14 protein-coding genes are annotated in these 22,114 nt (G+C 70.0%); 9 read left to right on the forward strand and 5 right to left on the reverse strand.

Going from position 1 to position 22,114, the window contains the following annotated elements; all coding sequences use genetic code 11:
- The first annotated feature begins 28 nt into the window (after positions 1 to 28).
- The 4 genes from AB5J50_RS37255 to AB5J50_RS37270 all read left to right on the forward strand — a co-directional run bounded on the left by AB5J50_RS37255 (position 29) and on the right by AB5J50_RS37270 (position 6,403).
- Positions 29 to 865: a vWA domain-containing protein gene (locus AB5J50_RS37255; protein ID WP_369262978.1), complete on the forward strand. Its 837-nt coding sequence runs from the start codon at positions 29 to 31 to the stop codon at positions 863 to 865.
- 113 nt (positions 866 to 978) lie between these two features.
- Positions 979 to 1,722 carry a hypothetical protein gene (locus AB5J50_RS37260; RefSeq protein WP_369262980.1) on the forward strand — a complete coding sequence of 248 codons (744 nt, stop codon included), beginning with the start codon at positions 979 to 981 and terminating at the stop codon, positions 1,720 to 1,722.
- 2 nt (positions 1,723 to 1,724) lie between these two features.
- Positions 1,725 to 3,905: a hypothetical protein gene (locus AB5J50_RS37265; protein WP_369262981.1), complete on the forward strand. Its 2,181-nt coding sequence runs from the start codon at positions 1,725 to 1,727 to the stop codon at positions 3,903 to 3,905.
- 383 nt (positions 3,906 to 4,288) lie between these two features.
- Positions 4,289 to 6,403, forward strand: coding sequence for a DUF2075 domain-containing protein (locus tag AB5J50_RS37270; RefSeq protein WP_369265617.1), 2,115 nt, complete (start codon positions 4,289 to 4,291; stop codon positions 6,401 to 6,403).
- A 55-nt stretch (positions 6,404 to 6,458) separates the two neighbouring features.
- Here AB5J50_RS37270 and AB5J50_RS37275 read toward each other — a convergent pair whose 3' ends face one another.
- Complete coding sequence (locus AB5J50_RS37275) at positions 6,459 to 6,641, reverse strand: DUF6408 family protein (protein WP_369262983.1); 183 nt, start codon at positions 6,639 to 6,641, stop codon at positions 6,459 to 6,461.
- A 923-nt stretch (positions 6,642 to 7,564) separates the two neighbouring features.
- Between AB5J50_RS37275 and AB5J50_RS37280 the strand changes: the two genes are divergently transcribed.
- From AB5J50_RS37280 to AB5J50_RS37300, 5 genes are all read left to right on the forward strand, one after another.
- Positions 7,565 to 9,271 carry a TIGR02677 family protein gene (locus AB5J50_RS37280; RefSeq protein ID WP_369262984.1) on the forward strand — a complete coding sequence of 569 codons (1,707 nt, stop codon included), beginning with the start codon at positions 7,565 to 7,567 and terminating at the stop codon, positions 9,269 to 9,271.
- Positions 9,268 to 10,515, forward strand: coding sequence for a TIGR02678 family protein (locus AB5J50_RS37285; RefSeq protein WP_369262985.1), 1,248 nt, complete (start codon positions 9,268 to 9,270; stop codon positions 10,513 to 10,515). The genes AB5J50_RS37280 and AB5J50_RS37285 overlap by 4 nt, the downstream gene beginning before the upstream one ends.
- Positions 10,512 to 14,732: a TIGR02680 family protein gene (locus tag AB5J50_RS37290; RefSeq protein ID WP_369262986.1), complete on the forward strand. Its 4,221-nt coding sequence runs from the start codon at positions 10,512 to 10,514 to the stop codon at positions 14,730 to 14,732. Before AB5J50_RS37285 ends, AB5J50_RS37290 begins: the two co-directional genes overlap by 4 nt.
- A 56-nt stretch (positions 14,733 to 14,788) precedes the next feature.
- Positions 14,789 to 16,087: a TIGR02679 family protein gene (locus tag AB5J50_RS37295; RefSeq protein ID WP_369262987.1), complete on the forward strand. Its 1,299-nt coding sequence runs from the start codon at positions 14,789 to 14,791 to the stop codon at positions 16,085 to 16,087.
- A gap of 394 nt (positions 16,088 to 16,481) precedes the next feature.
- Complete coding sequence (locus AB5J50_RS37300) at positions 16,482 to 16,934, forward strand: hypothetical protein (protein WP_369262989.1); 453 nt, start codon at positions 16,482 to 16,484, stop codon at positions 16,932 to 16,934.
- A 56-nt stretch (positions 16,935 to 16,990) separates the two neighbouring features.
- On the opposite strand, the gene AB5J50_RS37305 is transcribed toward AB5J50_RS37300, so the two are convergent.
- The 4 genes from AB5J50_RS37305 to AB5J50_RS37320 all read right to left on the reverse strand — a co-directional run bounded on the left by AB5J50_RS37305 (position 16,991) and on the right by AB5J50_RS37320 (position 21,936).
- The gene (locus tag AB5J50_RS37305; RefSeq protein ID WP_369262991.1) at positions 16,991 to 17,350 is read right to left on the reverse strand and encodes a hypothetical protein; all 360 of its coding nucleotides are present in this window, start codon (positions 17,348 to 17,350) and stop codon (positions 16,991 to 16,993) included.
- Positions 17,351 to 17,540: 190 nt separating this feature from the next.
- A complete protein-coding gene (locus AB5J50_RS37310) occupies positions 17,541 to 18,236 on the reverse strand; it encodes a response regulator (protein WP_369262992.1) in 696 nt (231 codons plus the stop codon).
- A 123-nt stretch (positions 18,237 to 18,359) separates the two neighbouring features.
- Positions 18,360 to 19,538, reverse strand: a complete 1,179-nt coding sequence (locus AB5J50_RS37315) for a sensor histidine kinase (protein ID WP_369262993.1) — start codon at positions 19,536 to 19,538, stop codon at positions 18,360 to 18,362.
- A 187-nt stretch (positions 19,539 to 19,725) separates the two neighbouring features.
- Positions 19,726 to 21,936: an MMPL family transporter gene (locus AB5J50_RS37320; protein ID WP_369262995.1), complete on the reverse strand. Its 2,211-nt coding sequence runs from the start codon at positions 21,934 to 21,936 to the stop codon at positions 19,726 to 19,728.
- Between the last annotated feature and the right edge of the window lie 178 nt (positions 21,937 to 22,114).

A 22,114-nucleotide genomic window follows, 5' to 3' on the forward strand; every position in this document is an offset into this window, starting at 1 on the left:
CTTCTTCACAGTCCGGCGGGAGCCCAACGTGCCGTATACGGCAGAGATCAGCCGCAGCAATCCCACGAGCATCATCTTCCTCGTCGATCAGTCGACCTCCATGAGCGACCCCATCGGCGGTGAAGTTCCCCAGCAGAAGGCTGATGTCGTCGCCGACGCCATCAATCGGCTCCTCACCGAACTCTCGGTCAAGTGCGCTAAAGAAGAAGGCGTACGTGACTACTTCCACGTCGCGGTCGTCGGCTACGGCGCCACCGTCGGCTCGGCGTTCGCGGGCTCGCTCGGCGGCCGGGACATCGTTCCCCTGAGCGAGGTGGCGGACAACCCGGCCCGCGTGGACGAGCGAAGCAAGAAGGTGTCCGACGGCGCCGGTGGTCTCGTCGAGACCGTGGTCAACTTCCCGCTCTGGATGGACCCGGTCGCGCACGGCGGAACCCCGATGAACCGCGCCCTTCAGTACGCCGAGGGCCTCGTCGCCGGCTGGACCGAGCGCTACCCGGCCAGTTTCCCTCCGATCGTCATCAACCTGACGGACGGGGAATCGACCGATGGCGACCCCACCGCGGCCGCCGAGGCCATCACCTCGCACGCCACGGCCGACGGTGCGGCGCTGTTGTTCAACCTGCACGTCTCTGCCGCGGGCGGAACACCCACCGCTTTCCCCGACACTGCCGACGGCCTCCCCGACAGCTACGCCCGCACTCTCTTCTCGATGTCGAGCCCTCTGCCCAGTCACATGCGTTCGTACGCCGCCTCGCAGGGCCAGCGGGTCAGCGAGTCCACCCGCGGCTTCGTCTACAACGCGGACATCACCACGGTCGTGCAGTTCCTCGACATCGGCACCCGCGCCACCGAGCTGCGGTGACGGCTCCACCTTCCTGCGTGTACGTCACGCACCTCGTAGCTCCCAAGTACGGGAACACCGAGGCGGAATGCGAGGACGCCGTCGTTGTCCTTCCCAGCCGCTCTCATGACTACATGCTCCAGGAGCCGCTCACCGCGGGAGTCTGTGACGGAGCAACGGAAAGTGCTCTGGCCAAGGACTGGGCCCGGCTGCTGTCTCGCACGGCGGCCGAACACGCCATGGAGCGGCCGGACCTACTGGCCGGCGGCACCGCTTTCGAGGAGTTCGCGTCGTCGGCGGTGGCTCAATGGGATCCCTGGCTTGTGGAGTACACGCAGGCGCGGATAGCGGAAGGGCGTCCGCTGAAGTGGTACGAGCACACCAAGCTCGCCGAAGGCGCCTACGCAACGCTGCTCACTGTGCGCGTCGACCCAGACCCCGGCCCTGGCACGAGTGCCCTCGCTGACGCGTCCGAACCGGCATGGCGCTGGCGAGCCGCCGCCCTGGGGGACAGTTGTCTGTTCCATCTGCGCGACGACCGGCTGGTGCAGGCCTTTCCGGTGGGGGCCGCCGAGGAGTTCGGCACGGTCCCCGACCTCTTTGGCAGCCGTAACCACGATGTGGCATTGCTGGCCTGCCGCACCCGGTTCATCGAAGGCCGGTGCCGGCCCGGCGACCGGCTGCTCCTGATGACCGACGCGCTGGCCGCATGGTTCCTATCGGCACCTGACCCGGACATCGCAGTACGCCAGTTGCTGGAATTCTCCGGGCCCGACGACCTGAGCGGGTTCGTGGACTGGCTGAACGGGCTCCGGGGCAGCCAGCAGCTACGCAACGACGATGTGGCTGTCGTACGGATCGATTTCGAAGGACGGTGAACGTGGGTTCGCCCACCGGTCAGCAGAGGCAGTTCCCCAGCGGTGCCGCCTACGCGGAGGCCTTGCAGCACACGCAGTTGTGTTTCGAGCATCCTGAACTCAAGGGCGCAAGGCCGGAACTGACCAAGCTCGGCCTGCCCCGCGCCATCTCCGGCGCCTTCGCGAGCGTGTTCTCGCTGACCTCGGCCGCGTCGGGGCGGCGGTACGCGGTCAAATGCTTCACCCGCCATGTCCCGGACCAGGAACGGCGCTACCAGGCCATCAGCAGCCGACTTGCGCAGTTGGACCCGGCCGAGCTGTCCCAGCCGTGGAACCTCGGCTTCGAGTACCTTCCTGACGCCATCGGCGTCGGCCGGGAGCGCTACCCGGTCCTGAAGATGGAGTGGATCGACGCTGTCACTCTGTCCTCCTGGCTGGACGACAACCACACCGACCGGTTCGCAGTCGACCGTCTGGCCGACCGGTTCGAGGCGCTGACCCGCGACCTGTCGGAGCACGAGATCGCCCATGGCGACCTCCAGCACGGCAACCTGCTTGTCGCAGGCGACGACACCCTGCGCCTGGTCGACTACGACGGCATGTACGTGCCGGCGCTGGCGGGTCTCGGTGGCACCGAGCGCGGCCACCGCAACTACCAGTCGCCCCTGCGCGGAAACGATGACTTCGGGGCGGCGCTGGACCGGTTCTCCGCCTGGGTCATCTTCATGTCGCTCAAGGCGACCGCCGCTGACCCGGCACTGTGGCATCGGCTGCACGAACCCAGTGGTGAGTTCTTGCTGCTCACCGAGGAGGACTTCAAGAATCCGGGCGGCTCCACCGGGCTCCAGACGCTGCTCGCCCATCCGGACCCGGCGGTGAGTGGCCTTGCCGACCAGGTGAGGTCCTTGGCCTTCCAGCCGCTGGACCTGCTGCCCCCGCTCGCCAACGCGATCCCCAAGCAGCGGACCGCCGCGACGACGAGCGCATCAGCATCGGCTCCCCCCACGGCACCTGCTCCGGGCACCGGCGGACTGCCTGGCTGGATGACCGGGCACGTTCCCCCGCAGACCGCGCCAGCGCCGACCGCGTCCTCGACAACTTCACCTGACCGTTTCCGTACACGGACGCCGTTGGACGTTGTCACGGCGGTGCTGTGGCCGCTGCTGCTTGCTGCGACCGCCCTGATGATCGTCGCAGGATTCCCGACGTCCCTGATCGGAGCCGGAGCACCCGTCATCCTCGCCGCCGTGATCACTGCCTTCGCGCGGAGCCGCCGGGTGGAGAGAGCGCAGTCATGGGCCGTACTGGCCAAGCTGTCGGACGAATTGGCCCAACTTGAGGATCCCGTCAAGGCAGCCGAGAAGCTGCGCAAGGACAAGGCGAAGTTCGACGCGGCGGAGATGAAGCGGACCACCGCCTACCCGCAGGCTCAGGACAAGCTCACAGCCCAGTACCACGCCGAACTCAAGGAGGCCGAGAAACGCAAAGTTCGCAAGCAGCGCGACATCGACAAGAAGATCGACGGGCTCTCGGAGGAACTGCGCAGAGCCTTGGCCAAAGCGCTCGCCGACAAGCAGTCCGCATATGTCCGGGACCGGCTCAGCCGTCGGCTGATCGCGCAGTCCCCGCCGCACGGCATCGGGGCGAAACTTGCCGCCCGTCTCGCCGCGGAGGGCATCCGGACAGCAGCCGATTTCACCGGCTACCGGCCTGTTCAGAACAGCTCGTACAACAGCACCGGCGCCGTACTGGTGCTGAGCAACGGCCGCCTCGTCAACGTTCAGGGAATCGGCGAGGCCAAGGCCATCGCCCTCGACATCTGGCGAAAAGATCTGTTCGCGTCTGCCGTCGCCCAGCAACCGATGGCCCTCAGCTCGGTGGAACGACAGCAGATCGAGGGGGACATCACCCGCCGCCGGGCCCAACTCGCCGATCAGCGCAAGGCTGTGGAGTCCGGGACCGAGGCCTCGCGCAAGCATGCGCGGAAGAGTTTGGAGGACGGCCAAGAACGGCTCTCCCGGGAGAACACGCTTGCCGGAGACCGGGCCCGGCAACAGCGTCAGGAGTTCGGCCAACGTACGGTCGCGCTCCAGCAGAACAGTGTGCTCCACGGAGCAGTGAGCGCCTCAAGGGAAGCCGCCAAGCTCCGGCACCGTGGGCTGTCGTACACGCGCTACATGCGGTTCCTCTACACCGGTCGCTGATGTCATGCCCGGCTGCCACACACCGTGGTGCGCGGGTGCGGTGAGACCGAGGTGCCCGGCTCGCAGGCATTCACGCAGACAGTGCTGCTGTCCCGAGGCACGGTCGTGCATGCCACGGATCCGGAGACAAGCGGCAAGCCGCGAAGACTCGTGGGGGTCCGTTCGGGCAGGCAGTCGCGATTGCGACCGGGTCAGTCCTCCGCCATCGAACACACGATCCGGCCAACCTGGCTGTGCTTTGCGCCGACAGTGGCGCCGCCGTCCGCAGTGGACGGCCGCTTCCTTAAGATCGCAGTCACCTATTGCGGCCCGACGGACTTCCTACGAGGACATGCCCCCACCCGCACGAATCACTCGTGCCCTGGGGGAACCACCTCGTGTCCATGCTCCTGCTGAAATTGGCAGCGCAGGATCTGCTGACCCTGAACTCAAGACGCCGTATGGTTCCGCATCTGGCGGCCAGATGGCGGCACTTCCGTGGAGCCGACGCCTCGCTGACGGAACGTTCCGCTTGGGCTGAGAGCCTCGTGAGCCTTGCCGAAGACCTGGTCGCCGCCGATCGGGGAAACGTGGAGATGATCGTCGAGTGCGCTGCCACGCTCGACGAGACCGACCGCCCTGGTGACCCCAGACTCATCGATGTGGTTCTTGTCGGTCATCACCCCGAAGGGAGAGGGCTGTCCGTCCAACTTGTCGAGTTGAAACGCTGGTCGATGGTGACCAGGGTGGAGCGAGCCACTGCGGAGCTGGTTCACGTACCGGGCCTGGGGAGGAAGAAGCACCCGGCGCTACAACTACGTGAGTACTACGAGGCGTTCACGAGTGACAGGGGACCGCTGCACGGACTGGAATTCGAATGCGGCGGCTTCGCCTATCTGCACAACGCCACCGACGCCTCGGTGCGACCGTTGGTCGATGTGGATGCGCCGACCGGTGCCTACGCCCATGTCTATACGAATGACCGGCGTGAACAGCTGATGTCCGACCTCCGGGCGCATTTCGCCGACGAGGGTGCTGCCTCAGCGGCTGAGATACTGCTGCGGAATTTGGGCCTGCGCAACACACCTCTGCTCGACGCCATGATCCGCTCCCGCGGAGAAGACACGGTCTTCACCTTGCGGGGCCGGCAGAAGAAGGTCGCCGACCAGATCCTGGACACGGCTTCCAAGGTCCTTCCGGATCCTCAGCGGCCAGCGCTCGTACCGGACGAGCGGCGTGTGATTTTTCTGGTCACGGGCGGTGCCGGCACCGGGAAGAGCGCCATCGGCCTCCAGATCAAGGCGGAACTGGAGGCCGAAGGGCGGATCGTCAAATATGCGAGCGGCAGCAGAGCATTCAACGGTGCCATTCAGGAGCATGTCGGTTATGGAGACAGGGAATTCAGAGAAACTTTCACGTACTTCAGCAACTTCGTCACCCCGCCGGATCCGCCTCTGGACGTGTTGATCTGCGACGAAGCCCACCGCCTGCGGGAACGCTCGACCAATCGCTTCTGGAAGCCCGAACACCAGGGCACGAAGCTCCAGGTGGACGAGCTTCTCGACGCGTCCCGGCTGACGGTGTTCTTCCTCGACGAGGGGCAGTCGGTACGACCCCACGAGGTCGGCACCGTCGGTCTGGTGGAAGATGCCGCACAGCGGTACGGCGCACATCTAGTCCGGTACCCGCTTCGAGAACAGTTTCGCTGTGGTGGTAGCGACGCCTACATCCGCTGGGTGCGCGCCATGCTCGGGGTCTCGGACGAGGAGCCGGAGCGGTGGACGCCGGATGGACTCATGCACGTCGAGGTCGCGGACAGCCCTGAGGAACTCGAACAGATCATTCGAAGCGAGGCTCGGGCCGGGGCGTCCGCACGCATGGTGGCCGGCTACTGCTGGCCTTGGACCAAGCCGCTGGGCAAGGAAAGACGTCTTGAGGCCGACGTACGAATCGGTGACTGGCACAGGCCGTGGAACGCGTACAGCGACTCCTTCTGTGAGAACGAGGCACCACCTTCCAAGATCTGGTCCGTGCACGAGAACGGTCTCGGCCAGATCGGCTGTGTGTATACGGCGCAGGGGCTCGAGTGGGACTGGTGTGGCGTGATCATGGGTGAGGACATGGTGCGCCGGGACGGCCGATGGATGTTCCGCCGGGGCAAGGAGCGGGAAGACCAGGAGACGGGCCTCAAGCGCGTTGCCGTACCTGGGTCGTTCGACCCCAAGGTGAGGCCCGGCAGCGTCGACGACCAGCAATTCGCTCGGCTCGTCCGGCACGCCTACCACGTGTTGGCTACCCGAGCGAGCCGTGCGACAGTGCTCTATTCGACGGACGAGGAGACCCGGGTCTATCTGAAGGAACTCGTCGGCGAGGCTCAGATCCACGGGTTGCGCCCGACGTGGGAGAATTTGCCTGAAGTGGCGCGCGTACCCCATCTGCCTCGACCTCGCCGAGGGCGGCGCCCCCGTAAGAGGCGCCAGGACACGGGCTCAGATCCGAATGAGCTGCGTCTGTTCTGACGGACTGCCAGGACATATGGAGTGGCGGGCTCTCCGGGCCCGCCACCTACCTGTGTCAGAAGACCAGGTGTGCTGCCGCGGTCAGAGCCGCCACCATGAGATTGACGGCGACTCCTACTACGACGTTGACCAGAATCTCGCGAAGCCGGTCACGACGTGCAGGTTTGTACTCAACGGGATTCACGGTATCCACTCCTAGGCCTGAGCTGGGAATGGCAGGGACGGCCCTACCGGGCATCCGCAGTCACACTGCGTGCAGTACGCAGCGGAAACCATTCGTCAGTCACAGTCGAGGATCGGCACCTGAACGCCGCCGACGTACCCTCCGGGAAGGTGCGCAGCAGTGAACAACTCTAGTGCAAAACCAAGTTGCCCTTGGTCGTTTCCGGACGTTGCTCAGCATGCGGCCACGGCCGAGCTTCGGCTCCGTCGGCGCCCGCAGCATCGGCGTCCCGGCGGATGCGGAGCGCTGGTCTGGGTCTAAGCAAGAGATCGCCGTCAGCCGTCAGCCGTCAGCCGTCAGCGTGTGCGAGGGAGGCGGGAGATCACCTGGGGGAGGCTGCCGGTCTGCCAGTAGGCGTCGAGGATCGTGAGGAGTCGTTTGGGGTCCGCCGCTTGTCGTCGTCACGCGGCCGCAGGACGAGGGACACTGCGGTGCCGGGGCCTACGCACACCTGTTGTTCGGGCCCGTCACCGGGGGTGACGGTGACCTCCGCGTGCCCGGCGGCACAGTTCCCCGGCGAAGCGGAGGGTGTGATGGCAGGCGTGGACGGGCTCTGCCCGGCCGGACTCGATGGCGCGGTTGAGGGCGGGGCCGCGGAAGTGCGCGTCGGCGCACCTGCCGACGGTCCGGCGATTCCGCCGAGTGGCTCCCGGACGGTCCGCCCGCCGATCCGCCGCCTGTCGACGCGCCGCAGGCCGCCAGGACGAACACTGTGGCGACCATCCACCCCCCGGCCCGTCATTGCATGTCCGTACTTCCCGGCCCGCTCGTACGACTACCAGCATGCCCCGCCGTCGCCGGGGAGAGCATATGGAGCCGAGAAGGACGCAGAGTTCCGTGTACCTGGGCGGGCCCGCGTACCTGGGTGGGCGAAAAGAGGGGCGAAAATCGGACATCGCGCAGAGTGATGGATGCCGGTCCGGGAGGATGGACCAACGATGACAGTCCAGACTCCCGGCCACGATTCCGCCGACTACACCCCCTTCGCCCACCTCACCGTCCCCAACGCCGCTGTCTACCGGCAGGTGATGCGGGCCTTCCTCGCTGCCAAGGAACGGTTCGCGGTGCACCTCCGCCCGGAGGACGTGCACGCCGCCATGGAGCCGGGGAGCAGGCCGGGCGATGTGGAGTCGGTGGTGAAGGCGCTGGACAGCCTCGTCGCCTGGGGCAATCTGCGGGCCGATCCGGACACGGCGCGGGTGACGGCGGTCGAGGACTTCTACCGTAAGCGGTTCATCTACCAGCTCACGCGGGCAGGCGAGGCGGCCGAGGCGGCGCTCGGGACGTACGACGAGGTGCTGGGACGGCGCGGCGAACTCCAGGCGGTCGCGCTGCACGACATCGTCACGCAGCTGCGGGCGCTGCTGGTGATTGCGTCGGAGGACGAGCCGGACCCGGCCAAGGCGTACGTCGCCCTGTCTGTGCTGACGGCACGCTTCACCGACCTCGCGGACAACGCCCGCGCGTTCATGGGGTCCCTCCAGCGCACCATCGACCTGCACGACATCGAGGTCGAGGCGTTCCTCGCGTACAAGGACCGGCTGATCCAGTATCTGGAGCGGTTCATTCAGGATCTCATCACCCTCGGCGGGCGGATTGCTCTGCTGATCGGGGAGCTGGAGGAGCAGGGCAGGGTCGGGCCCATGTTGCGCCTTGCTGCCGCCCGTGAGGCCGCCGACGCCGCTCCCGAGGACGCCGAACACGCGGAGGCGGCGGCGCAGGAGAGGTGGGCCGCTCGATGGTCCGGGCTCGCGGAGTGGTTCGTGTCGGCGGAGGGGCGTGAGTCGCAGGCCAGGCTGCTGCGGGGGCGTGCGCTCGGGTCGATTCCGCAACTCCTTTCAGTCGTCAGGCAGTTGAACGAGCGGCGGGCCGGGCGTTCCGACCGCTCGGCCGACTTCCGCGCGCTGGCGCGCTGGTTCGCCCAGGCGCCGGACGACGCGGCGAGGCACCGGCTGTGGCGGGTGGCGTTCGGGCTGTACTCCTCCCGGCACCTCACCGTCGATGCCGACACCCTCGCCGAACGGACGGCCGAGCCGCAGCCGGCGTCGACTCCGTGGGGCGAGGCGCGCCCGCTGCGGATCAGTCCACAGCTGCGCCGTACCGGCAGCTATGAGCGGCGCGGCAAGCCGCGCAGGGTGGCGGACCGGGGCGAGGCGAAGCGCCGACTCGCCGAGATCGCCGCCCGGGAGGCGGAGCAGACGGGCGCGGCCCGCTCGCGCCTCGCCACGGGCGGCCCGATCCGGCTGTCCCGCCTGGGAGAACTCGACCCGCTCGCCTTCGAGTTGTTCCTGCGCCTGCTCGGCGATGCCCTCGCCACCTGGCGGCCGGGCATGACGACCACCGTGGCCACCAGCGGGGACGGCTCGATGGAGATCCGGCTGACCGCGCTCGACGACGGGTCGACGGCTGAAGTGCACACGCCGGACGGGGTGTTCAGCGGGCCGGATCATCTGGTCGACATCATCGACCTCGCGCCGCGGGACGGGGCTGTCCCGCCCGATGCGCATGCTTCTGCCCAGGCCGGGGCCGAGCCGAGGCCCGCGCTTGGATTCATCCCGCAGCAGGAGGCCCTCCTCCGGACCGCACCCGCATTGTCCCTCCCTTCCGGCTCCGCGAACATCTCGGACACGAAGGAGGACCGGTGACCGGGCGCCTGGCCGAGATCCTCGACGGCCAGCGCGAGGCCGACCTGCAACGGGCCGCGCGCGCCCTGCTGAAGGAGCCCCTGCTCACCGCCGACGGGCCGCACTCCGACGCCTTCCGGCTGGTGCGGCGGCACGCGGCAGAGCTGCGGGAGTGGTTCGAGCGCAACGTCGGCTGGACGCTCCACACGGACGCCGACGCCGCACGGCTGCGCAAGACGCCGGGCACCCTCACCGACGCCACGCACGCGGCATGTGAGGTCGGCCGGGCCGCCCTGCCCTTCACCCGGCGCCGCTACGTCCTGCTGTGCCTGACGCTGGCCGCGCTGGAACGGGGCGAGTCGCAGGTGGCGCTCGGACGGCTCGCCGAACAGGTTGTCCTGGCCGCGGCGGAACCCGAACTCGTTGCCGCCGGGATCACGTTCACCCTGGAGCGGCGCGACGAACGCCTCGACCTCGCGGCCGTCGTACGGCTGCTGTTGCGGCTCGGTGTGCTGCGACGGGTGGCCGGTGACGAGGAGGCGTACGTCAGCGGATCGGGGGATGTGCTGTACGACGTACGGCGGCGCGTGCTGGCAGGGATGCCGGCCGCCCGGCGTGGCCCCTCCATGATCGAAGCCCAGGACTTCGAGGAGCGCCTGGTGGAAATGACGGCGCAGACCGCGCTCGACAGCGACGAGCTCAGGTTCCGGGCGATCCGCTGGAAACTGACCCGCCGCCTCCTCGACGACCCGGTGCTCTACTACGACGACCTGACCGACGACGAACTCGCCTACCTCACCCGGCAGCGCGGCTTCATCACCGCGCGCATCGGCGAACTGACCGGACTGGTCGCGGAGGTGCGAGCCGAAGGCATCGCCATGGTCGACCCGCTGGACGACCTCACGGACGTACGCATGCCGGAGCAGGGCACCCACGGGCACATCACCCTGCTCCTCGCAGCACATCTGGCGCAGGCCGACGGACCCGTAGATCCGGCGGAGCTGGCGTCCCGGGTGCGTGAACTGGCCGTGGAACACGGCAGTTTCTGGTCCAAGTCGGCGAGAGAACCAGGAGCGGAGCCCGAGTTGGTGGAGCAGGCCCTGGCGAAACTGGTGGCGCTGGGCCTCGCCGTGCGCACGGAACGAGGCGTTGTGCCGCGTCCGGCCCTGGCGCGCTACGCGGTCGGCGCGCCTGTCGTCAAGGAACCGGGACCCGCGCGCCAAACGCCCGCGCTGTCGGACACGATCGTGAAGGACCAAAGGTGAACCGCGCCTTGACCGCGCTCCCCAGCCCCGCGCCCGGCCGGTGGCGGCCCCTGCGTATCGGGCTCGTCGACCTGTTCCACTACGACGTCGAGGAGTTCTGGTTCCGCGACGGCCGCCTGCTGCTGCGCGGCAACAACGGCACCGGCAAGTCGAAGGTGCTCGCCCTCACCCTGCCGTTCCTGCTCGACGGAGACCTCTCCGCCCGCCGCGTCGAGCCGGACGGCGATCCGGGCAAGCGGATGGAGTGGAATCTGCTCCTGGGCGGTGAACACCCGCATCCGGAACGGCTCGGCTACACCTGGATCGAGTTCGGACGGCTCGACGACACCACGGGCGAGTCGCATTTCCGTACGCTGCTCTGCGGGCTGAAGGCGGTCGCCGGACGCGGCATCGCCCGCCACTGGTTCGCGGTGACGGACCAGCGGATCGGCGCCGGACTCGACCTGCTCGACGCCACGGGCACGGCCCTGTCCCGGGACCGTCTCGCCGAGGCGGTCGGCGGGCGCGGCATGGTCTACGACACGGCGAAGACGTACCGCAGGGCGGTCGATGAAGCTCTCTTCGGGCTCGGGGAGCGGCGCTACGGCGCGCTCGTCGATCTCCTGATCCAACTGCGTCAGCCGCAGTTGTCCAAGCGCCCCAACGAAGCGGCCCTGTCCAGGGCACTGACCGAGGCACTGCCGCCGATGGACCAGGCGGTCATCGCCGACGCGGCCGAGGCGTTCAGGTCGCTGGACGAGGAGAAGGAGGAGCTGCGGGCGGCGCGCGAGGCGGAGCAGGCGTCGTCGGGATTCCTCGACCACTACCGGCGCTATGCCCGCATCGCCTCCCGGCGCCGGGCCCGCCTGCCCCGCAGCGAACACGCCCGGTACGAACACCTCCAGCGTGAACTCCTCAAGGCACAAGGCGAACGTGAACAGGCTCTGGCGGACCGGAAGTCGGCCGAGGACCGGGCGGAGGCACTCGGCGAGCGGGCCGCGCGGCTGAGCGCCCAGGACGCCGCACTGCGGACCGGGCCCGAGATGCGCGACGCCCGCGAGCTCGAACAGGCGGCGACCGACGCCTCCCGCACGGCAGCGGAACTGACGCGTGCCGAGGCGGACCGTCGGACGGCGGCCGAAGCACACACCCGGGCCTTGGGCCGGCTCGCCACCGCGAACAATCGGCTCAACTCCGCGCAGCAGGCACTGGACGACATCCAGGGCCGCGTCGTCGAGAGCGCCGCGGCGGCCCGGCTCGACGCCCCGCGGACCCAGGGAGCCCCCGACGCCGCCCTGCGCAGGGAGGCGGACGAGGCGACAGCACGCAGACGGCGCGCCGTCGCGCACGTGGAGGAACTCGTCACGCGGGCCGAGCGGGCCGAGGAGACGCGCAGGGCCGCCCAGCTGCGCGCCGACGAGGCCGACGAGGAGGTCGTGCACAGCGGGGAGCGGCTGGCCGAGGCCGAGGAGAGCGTCGCCGAGGCCGGGCACGCATTGGTCGTGGCCGTGAGAGAACACCTGTCGCGCTGTGTGGAGCTGCGCCTTCCCGGGCTGCCGGGGGTCCTCGACGCGGTTCAGGACTGGGTGCGCAGTCTGGACGGCCCTCACCCGGCGCGCGCGGCGGCGGGCGGGACCCATCGCACCCTCGCCGCCCAGCTGGCCGACCGGGCGGCCGTCCTGGCCCACCGGGAGACGGGGAGGGCGGAACGGCAGCGGCTGGCGGAAGAGGAGCTGACAGCTCTCGAAACGGGCGGGCAGCGTGGGCCGTCGGCTCCGTACACCCGCACGCCCGATGTCCGGGAACGGGGTCTGGGCGCCCCGCTGTGGCGGCTCGTCGACTTCCGCCCCCACGTCACCGAGGCCGAACGCGCGGGACTGGAAGCCGCGCTGGAGGCGTCGGGGCTCCTCGACGCGTGGGTACGGCCCGATGGTTCCGCGGAGGCGGTCGACGGCCACGATGTGCTGCTCGATCCGATGGGCCCGCTCGGCGGATCCGGCCTCGACCGTGCGCTGTGCCCGGCCGTCGACCACGCGGACGCGGGGGCGGCTGCCGTGGGGGAGGGGACGGTCGAGCTGCTGCTCGCCGCGATCGGGCTGGCCGGAAAGAACAGCGGCCGGCCCGAAGAGGCCTCCTGGGGTGCCGGCGGCAACGACACCTGGGTCTCCACGGACGGGCGTTTCCGCGTCGGTGCGCTGACCGGAAGCTGGGCCAAGGACAGCGCCCAGTACGTGGGAGAAGGGGCCCGAGAGCAAGCGCGCCGAGCCCGGATCAGCGAACTGCGCACCGAACTAGGCGTGTTGGAAGCGGAGCGGCAGCAGTTGGCCGAGGAGCTGCACGCAGTGGCCGAGCGCCGGCGCGTGCTCGACGCCGAACTCGCCGCGGTACCGGGCGACGACGACCTGCGGCATGCCCACGCTCGCGTCACCACCGCGGCCGAAGCGGCCCACCGGGCGCGTACCCGGCTCGGTGAGCGGGCCGCAGAATTGGCCCGGGCGGCCGGGGACGCCCACCGTGCTGCGGCCGAACTCACCGAGATCGCCGCCGACATGAACCTCCCTGCCGACAGGGTCGGACTCGGTGCCGTGCGCCAGGCGCTCGCCGACCACACCGCTCTCCTCGCGGCGCTGTGGCCGGCACTGCGGGAGCGCGCGGAAGCCGGGCACGCGGTCACCGGCGAACAGGCGGAGACCGGCCGGGCCGAACTCATGGTTTCCGAACTCGCGGAGCGCACGACAGAAGCGGCCCGTATCGCCGCCGCCGCGGACGAACGCCTCACCACCCTCCGCTCCACCGTCGGAGCGGCCGTCGCCGAACTCCAGCGGCGGCTGGAGGAGACAGCGGCCGCCGTGCGCGCCTGCGAGAGCGAACAGCAGCGGGCCCGGGCGGACTTCGGTGACGCGGACCGGCGTGCCAGCCACGCCGAGGGGCGCATCGAGCGGCTCGGCGAAGACGTCACCGAAGCGACCGCCGCCCGTGAACGGGCCATCGCGGCCCTCCAACGGTTCGTCTCGACAGGACTGCTCGCCGTAGCCCTTCCCGATGCCGTCGTACCGGACAGCGACGGCGGGACATGGGCGGCGACCCCGGCCGTTAATCTGGCCCGCGCCATCGAGTCCCAGCTCTCCTCCACCGACGACTCGGACGCGGCCTGGGAGCGCGTGCAGAAGCGTCTGAGCGAGGAGTTCAGCAGGCTCCAGGATGCGCTGTCCCGGCACGGCCACACCGCCACCGCCCGCCCGAGCGAGGACGGCATGCGGGTCGACATCGTCTACCAGGGCCGTGAACGGGCCGTTCCCGAACTCGCCGAAGCCCTGGCCACCGAGGTCGCCGAACTGACCCGCATCCTCTCCGCGCACGAGCGCGAGATCCTGGAGACCCATCTGATCAACGAGGTCGCCGGCACGCTCCAGGAACTGATCGGTGCCGCCGAACGACAGGTGCGCGCCATGAACAGGGAACTGGAGGAGCGGCCGACCTCGACCGGAATGAAGCTGCGGCTGGTGTGGCGGGCCTCGCGCCGGGCCCCGCAGGGACTGGCGCAGGCCCGTGAGCGGCTGCGCCAGTCCGCCGACGCCTGGTCGCCACAGGACAGGGCCGCGGTCGGCGCGTTCCTCCAGGAGCAGATCGCGCGCCGACAGGCCGACGACAATGCCGGCAGCTGGCTGGAGGATCTCACCGGCGCCCTCGACTACCGGGCCTGGCACGAGTTCGGCGTCGAACGCCACCAGCACGGCAAGTGGGTACCGGCCACCGGGCCCGCCTCGGGCGGCGAACGGGTGCTGGCGGCGTCCGTACCCCTGTTCGCCGCGGCATCCTCGCACTACGCGAGCGCGGGTGGCGCGTACGCCCCACGCCTGGTCACCCTGGACGAGGCGTTCGCCGGAGTGGACGACGATTCCCGTGCCAAGTGTCTCGGCCTGCTGCGTGCCTTCGACCTTGATGTCGTCATGACCAGCGAACGGGAATGGGCCTGCTACCCGCAGGTCCCCGGAATCGCCATCGCGCAGCTCTCCCGTGTCGACGACATCGCCGCAGTCCTGGTGACCCGGTGGGAGTGGGACGGCAGCGACCGCCTGCGCGGCACGGAGCCCGGCGGACCGGTGAGCGTGCCGACGGGGCCCTCCCATGCCTACGGTCCGCAGGAGGCGGCCGGTGGGGCCGAGGGGCCGTTCGCCGGGCCGGGGTGGGCTGCCGTCGCCGATGGTGCCGGAGAACAGGAGTCCCTGTGGACATGAACCACCCGGTGACTCCGTCCTCAAGGACTGGGCGGTCGCCCGGCCCTCGGGACCCGGTGGGGCAGGAGAGGCCGGCGGATGCCGTGGAAGCGGCGCCGCCCGCGACACCGCAGGCCGGCGAACAGGTCGACGCCGAACGCCTCGGCCGGTTGCTCGGTGATCCCGGCCTCGCCTGGCTCGTGGAACGCGCCCGGCAGCGGATGGCACGCGCCCAGCAACTCGTCGGCCCGGTCACCCTGTCCCATCCCGAGGAATCCCAACGCCGCGCCGCCGAGCGCCTGTTGGGGCGCGCCCCTCGGTCAGCCGGTCGTTCTCTGACCGTTCGCCTCGACGCAGTGGACGCGATCCTGCGCCGCTCCGGTGTCAGCCCTGACGGACTGGCGGCCGCCGTGGTGGCACTCACCGGACCCGTCACGCTGCACGCAGAGGCGCGGGGCAGAGAGGAGCGGGCATGGGAGGAGGCGTATGCCCCGCTCGCCACCCTTGACGCCGACCTGGCCGACTGGACGGAGCGGATACGCAAGGACGGTCTCGTACGGCGGCTCGCGCGTACACCAGAAGCCGCCGGACCCTTGGTGGACGCCGCTGTGCGGGCCTTGCGTTCGCTGCCCGTCGTACCCCCGACGTCACGCGCGACGTTCGCGGCACGACATCTCTCGGGCGCCCACGCCCTGGACGAAGGGACACCGCTTGCCGCTCTCGTCCTGTCAGGACTCCGTTCCCTCACGGGCTTTCCCGACGGCGCCGGGGCCGAATGGCGACGGGAAGCATGGGCGTCGGCGGGTCTGCTCAAGGACGACGTGTCATCCACCGTCCTCCTGCTCAACCTGCGAGGCACCCCGTTCCTCGACTGGATGGCCGATGCCGGTGAGCCCGCGGTCCTGACGCTGCGCTGTCTCACCCGTCACCCATTGGCTCCCGCCGTCCCGACGACGGGAACCGTCCACGTATGTGAGAACCCGGCCGTCCTGTCCGCCGCCGCCGACGCCTTCGGCCCGGCATGCCCGCCCATGGTGTGCCTCCAGGGACAGCCCTCGGCCGCCGCGCTCACCCTGCTGCGCGGCCTGTCCGCCCAGGGAGTCGGCCTTCTGTACCACGGCGACTTCGACTGGGGCGGTATGCGCATCGCCACGGCGCTGCGGCGAAGCGTCCCGTGGCGGCCGTGGCGCTACACGGCTGCCCACTATCGAGCAGCAGCGGCGATGGTGGCCGAGGCCCCAGGCCTGACGGGATCGCCCGCCGCGACTCCGTGGGATCCGGACCTGGCCGTCGCTCTCGCCGAACGCGGTGTTCGTGTCGAAGAAGAGGCGGTGCTCGACGATTTGCTGTCGGACCTGGAGACGCAGGTTCGTTGAGGTGCATCCCCAAGTGCGCACTGCCCGCCCGTCGCCCTCGCCGCGCAACACCGCCCGATGTACGCGCGAGGCTCTGCTCGGATCACTGGCGCCCGGACAGGGGCGCGTGAGCTCCTACAGATGCCGGTGATAGAGGCGTGACGTCACGGATGCTGACCTCTCGGCGGCTTCGAGGACACGCGTCCGCATACCGAGGCGGAGACTTACCGCTCGTCGTCGAAGGCGGGCCCTGGACGCCGGCTTCGGCGAGACTCCCTACGTGATACGGCCCGGCCCCGGTCACCCGATCGGCCGAGCCCGCGTGGCGGAGTGCCAGGTCGGGGCGGAGGCTCGAACTCGCCTCGGCGTCCCCGCACCGGGCGGGAACCCGCCGACACCACGCAGGGGTCGAAACATGAGCCAGGATGCCTCGCAGCCGTCGGACACACCGCAGGACACCCGCACCGGAGCGCCGCCGTCGCGCAAGAGCGCCTGGGCGGCCGGCGGTGTCACCTTCGCGGGCGTCCTGATGGGGATGAACGGCATCCTCCATATCCTTCAGGGCATCGCCGCCATCGCCAAGGACGACGTGTACGCCGTCGTGGGCGACTACATGTACCGGATCAACCTCACCGGCTGGGGTTGGATCCTCGTGATGCTGGGCGCCGTCACCGCCGTCACCGGCTGGGGCATCCTCACGAGAGAGGCGTGGGCACGGCTCACCGGCATCCTGATCGCGGCGCTGAGCATCATCGCCCAGTTCATGTTCCTGCCGTACGCGCCCCTCTGGGGCCTCATCGTGATCGCCGTCGACCTCTTCGTGATCTGGGCGCTCTCCGTGTACAAGCCGGACACCGTGCACGTTTGAGTGGCCTCCCCGCGCCCCGCGTGGACCGATGCCGATGTCGATGCCGGTGAGTCCGGTCAGTCCTCCGAGTCGGTCCGCCGCGCCGGATGTGCCCGGTGGGGCAGATGCAAGTGATGGCTGTGGTGCGGGTGTTCCGCGTCCTCGGCCGCCCTGGCCCGTTCGGCGAGGTCGGGCGCCATCACCCGCACCTTCCGGCTCCCGCATACGCGACAGACCGCGTCGGCCAGCGGTGACCGCATGGCCTTGCCGTCCTCGTCGACGTACTCCTGAGGGTTGAGCGCGGCCGGGTCGGGGAGGAACACGACCTCGAAGGTCTGCTCCCAGGACTCGCCGCAGTTTCCGCACACGAACGCGAAGGTCTCCGTGACGGCATCGCCCGGATCGGACATCCCTGGCATCTCTGGTGTCTCGGGCATGCTGCGGGCTCCCACTGAACTCGCACGGTTCATCGGACGGCCTCGGTCGGGCCTCGGACAGGCATCGGTAACGGGCATTGGACGGGAGTGCCAGGCCAGCACCCCGTGCCCAGGTCCGCCACCGGCCGGCGCCGTCCGGGTGATCGACGGGACGCCGCCGAAGTCGCCTCGCGTGAGTGACGTGAGTGAGTCAGCGCGGCGGCTCGGGCGCCTGTGGTGGTGTGGGGCGTACCAGGCCCGACTGGTAGGCGATGACGACGAGTTGGGCGCGGTCGCGGGCGTTGAGCTTCGTCATGGCGCGGTGGATGTGGGTGCGTACGGTCAAGGGGCTGACCACGAGTCGCTCGGCGATCTCGGTGTTGGACTGGCCCTCCGCCGCCAGGGCCATCACCTCGCGTTCGCGAGCGGTGAGGGTGTCGAGGGAATCGGGGGGCGCCAGCGGGGTGCCCGGTGCCGGAGTGGTGAGGAAGCGGGTGATGAGGGCGCGGGTGGCGGCGGGGGAGAGCAGGGCGTCGCCGGAGGCCACGGTGCGGATGCCGTCGAGCAGCGCGTCGGCGGCGACGTCCTTGCCGAGGAAGCCGCTCGCGCCGGCGCGCATGGCCTGGGCGACGTACTCGTCGATCTCGAACGTGGTGAGGATGAGAACGCGGGTGGCCGACAGGTCCGGGTCGGCGCAGATGGCCGTGGTCGCGGTGAGACCGTCGGTGCCGGGCATGCGGATGTCCATGAGGACGACGTCGGGGTGGTGGACGTGGGCGAGTTCGACCGCTTCCTTGCCGTCGGTGGCCTCGGCGACCACGTGCAGGTCGTCGCACGAGTCGATCAGGATCCGGAAGGTGGCCCGCAGGAGGGCCTGGTCGTCGGCGAGCAGGACGCGGATGGTCATCTGGTGCGGTCTTCTTCCAGGGATGGGGGGCTTGGGGGACTGGGGGGCTGGGGACTGGGGGCGGCGGGGCTGGGGGACCGGTGGGGTCAGCAATCGCGGGTTCCACGTCGGGGATCGTCGGTGCTACGTGCGGATCGGCAGTTCCGTGGTGACGGTGAAGCCGCCCTCCGGGCGGTGTCCCGCCTGAAGGCGGCCGCCGACCGACTGGGCGCGCTCCCGCATGCCCATCAGGCCGAAGCCGCCGCTCGGGGACGGGGCGGCGGGGGCCGCGGCGTCTCCGTCGTCGCTGACCGTGATGGTCACATGGTCGTGGGTGTACGCCAGCCTGACGCGCGCCGTCTTCGCGGCGGCGTGCTTGGCGACGTTGGTGAGGGCCTCCTGCACGATCCGGTACGCCGTCAGGTCCACCCCCGGTGAGAGCGGCTGCTCCTCTCCTTCGACGGTGACGGTGACCGTGAGCCCGGCGGCCGCGAACGCGCTGGTCAGGTCGGAGAGCCGGCCGAGGCCGGGGGCCGGTTCCAGGGGAGCGTCGGGCTCGTTCGCCTGCCGCAACAGGCCGACGGTGGCCTTGAGTTCACGCAGCGCCGAGGACGTGGTGCCGGCCAGGTCGTCGAGGATCCGCTGGACCTGGTCGGGGTGGGTGCGCGCGAGATGCGCGGCGGTGCCCGCGAGGGCGTTGGCCAGGGCCATGTGGTGGGCGACGACGTCGTGCAGTTCGCGCGCGATGCGCATGCGCTCCTCCGCGACCCGGTGCCGTGCCTCCTCCTCGCGGGTGCGCTCGGCGTACTCGGCGCGGGCGTGCGCGGCCTCCAGGTAGGCGCGGCGCAGCCGGGTCGCCGTGCCCCAGGCGACCGGCGCCAGCACCCAGAAGGCGGGGCCGAGCGTCTTGAGGGGCCACGGGTAGGCGTAACGGTCGTCGACCAGGGCCGTGGTCACCAGTAGGGAGACGACGCCGACGAGGGCGATCCGGGCCGTCCTGCGGTCGGTGCGCATCGCCAGCCAGTACAGCGCGCTCATGAGCGGTGCGAGGAGCAGGGGAGTGAGGAGATAGCCCAGGGCCCCGGCGGTGTTGGCGGCGACCGAGGTCACCGCGACGACCGTGCGGGGGTGAGTCTGGCGCCACCACAGGGCCGCGGAGCCTGCGGCCCCCAGGAGCACGCCGGGCCACAGTGGGATCTCCTCGCCCCCGGGCTCCAGGCTGATCAGACAGCCGAGGACGGTGAGGGCGAACGCCACCAGGACGACCATCACGTCGACCACACGGGGATGGTCCGCCCTGTACCGCTGCCAGCTGGTGATCATCGGTTCTCCGGTCGGGGGTGAGCTGCGTCCATGGTGGGCGCGGTGGTGCGGGAAGGGCCAGTGGGGACACCGCGTCGCGGAACGGCCGATGAGGGCCGCCCGTGGTGACACGGGCGGCCCTCGGGGGTGCTGCGAAGGTCCCGCACAGCAACCCCCTGGGCGCAGGGACTGTCCGACGCGGGGGTCGTCAGACGCGGGCCGACTCCAGGTCGGCCGGGTCCGGCTGCGCGGGGGTGGTGGAGGGCTGGTGGCTGAGTGCCTCGCCCTCCACGTCGACCTTGGGCAGGATCTTGTCCAGCCAGCGCGGCATCCACCACGCCGCCTTGCCGAGCAGGGCGAGGACCGCGGGCACGAGCGCCATGCGGACCACGAACGCGTCGAAGAGGACGGCGATGGCGAGACCGAAGCCGATCATCTTGATCATGGACTCGCCGGCTCCGATGAAGCCCGAGAACACGGCCATCATGATCAGCGCGGCGGCCACCACGACCCGGGCGCTGTAGCGGAACCCGGTCACGATCGCCTGCCCGGGCCGGTCCCCGTGGACGTACGCCTCCCGCATCCGGGCGACGAGGAACACCTCGTAGTCCATCGCGAGGCCGAAGACGATGCCCACCAGGAAGATCGGCATCATGCTCATGATCGGACCGGTCGACTCGACGCCGAGCAGGTCGGCGCCCCAGCCCCACTGGAAGACCGCGACGACGGAGCCGAGGGCCGCGAGCACCGACAGGAGGAAGCCGACGGCCGCCTTGATCGGCACCAGAATGGAGCGGAAGACGATCATCAGCAGCAGGATCGCCAGGCTCACCACCACGATGAGGTACGGGATCAGCGCGTCCTGCATCTTCTGCGCGACGTCGATGTTCAGCGCGGTGGTGCCGGTGACCTCGAACTCCGCACCGGTCGAGGCCTCGGTGGCCGGACGGTCGTCGCGGATGGTCTGGACGAGATCCTTCGTCTTCTCGCTGGTGGGCGCCTCGGCCGAGACCGCGGAGAAGACCGCGGTGTCGCCGTCCTGGTTGAACCGGGCGGCCGAGACGGAGACGATTCCCTCGGTGTCGCCGATCTTCTTCTCGATCGTCGCCACCGCGGCCTTCGCGTCATCGGCGCCCTTGGCGTCCACGACGATGGTCAGCGGGCCGTTGAAGCCGGGCCCGAAACCCTTGGCGAGGTCGTCGTAGGCACGCCGCTCGGTGGTGGAGGTGGACTTCGCCTCGTCTCCGGACATGCCCAGCTGCAGGTCCATCACCGGTACGGCGAGCGCGCCGAGGCCGACGACCGAGGCGATGAGCACGGGCACCGGGCGGCGCAGCACGAACCGGGCCCAGCGGGTGCCGCCGTTGTGCTCGCCGGCCTCCTTGATCTCGCCGCTCTTGCGGGCACGGCGGGCCAGCACGGCGTTCGGCCAGAAGCCGAGGAGGGCCGGGACCAGCGTCAGCGCGATGACGACACCGACGGCGACCGCACCGGCGGCGGCCAGGCCCATCTTGGTCAGCATCGGCACGCCGACGACCGAGAGTCCGGCCAGCGCGATGACCACGGTGAGGCCGGCGAAGACGACCGCCGATCCGGCGGTGCCCGCGGCGAGTCCGGCCGCCTCCTGCGGCGCGTGGCCCTTGGCGCGCTCCTCGCGGTAGCGGGAGACGATGAACACGGCGTAGTCGATACCGCACGCGAGACCGAGCATGCTGGCGAGCGTGCCGGTGGTAGAGGAGAGGCCGAGCGCGCTGGCCAGCGCCATGATCGAGGCCATGGACACGCCGACGCCGATGATCGCGGTCAGCAGCGGCAGCCCGGCCGCGGCCAGCGAACCGAAGGTGATCACCAGCACGAGCGCGGCGATGGCGATACCGATCGCCTCGGCCGATCCGCCCGCGGCGGGCTGGGTCGCCAGCGCGGTGCCGCCGACCTCGACGGTCAGGTCCGAACCCTCGGCCTGCTTGATCGCGTCCTTCAGGGAGTTCTTGCTGGCGTCGGTGAGGTCGTCGGCCTTCACCTTGTAGGTGACGGTCGCGTACGCGGTGGAGGCGTCCTTGCTGACCGCCTTCGCCTGGAAGGGGCTGACCGCACTGGCGACCTGCGAACCGTCGGCGGCCTCGGACACGAACTTCTCGATGGCGGCCTTGTTCTCGGAGGCGGTGACCTTCTGCCCGTCGGGAGCGACGAAGACGACCCGGGCGCTCGCTCCGTCGGCCTTCGCCCCCGGGAAGCGCTGTTCCATCAGGTCGAACGCCTTCTGCGACTCGATACCGGGCATCGAGTTGCTCGCGTCGGGGGCGGCAGGCGCCGTGGCCGCGCCGAAACCGACCGCACCGAGCACCGCCACCCATATGAGGGCGACGAACCAGCGCCGCCGGAAGGCCAGGCGGCCCAGTCGATACAGGAAAGTAGCCACGAGCAGGGATCTCCACATCTGATTTCGGATACGTCCCCAGGCTCCCGGGGACGGGGGTGTCCTGTCGTCGTGCGCCTGCCGACAATCCGGACTACTGAGAACGCAGTACACGAGGCCCGGCGCATGGTCCCCGAGCAGGACACGACCGCCCACGGGAGCGGACAAAGGCGTGGCCGCG

Source organism: Streptomyces sp. R35 (assembly GCF_041053035.1).
GTDB lineage: Bacteria > Actinomycetota > Actinomycetes > Streptomycetales > Streptomycetaceae > Streptomyces > Streptomyces lutosisoli.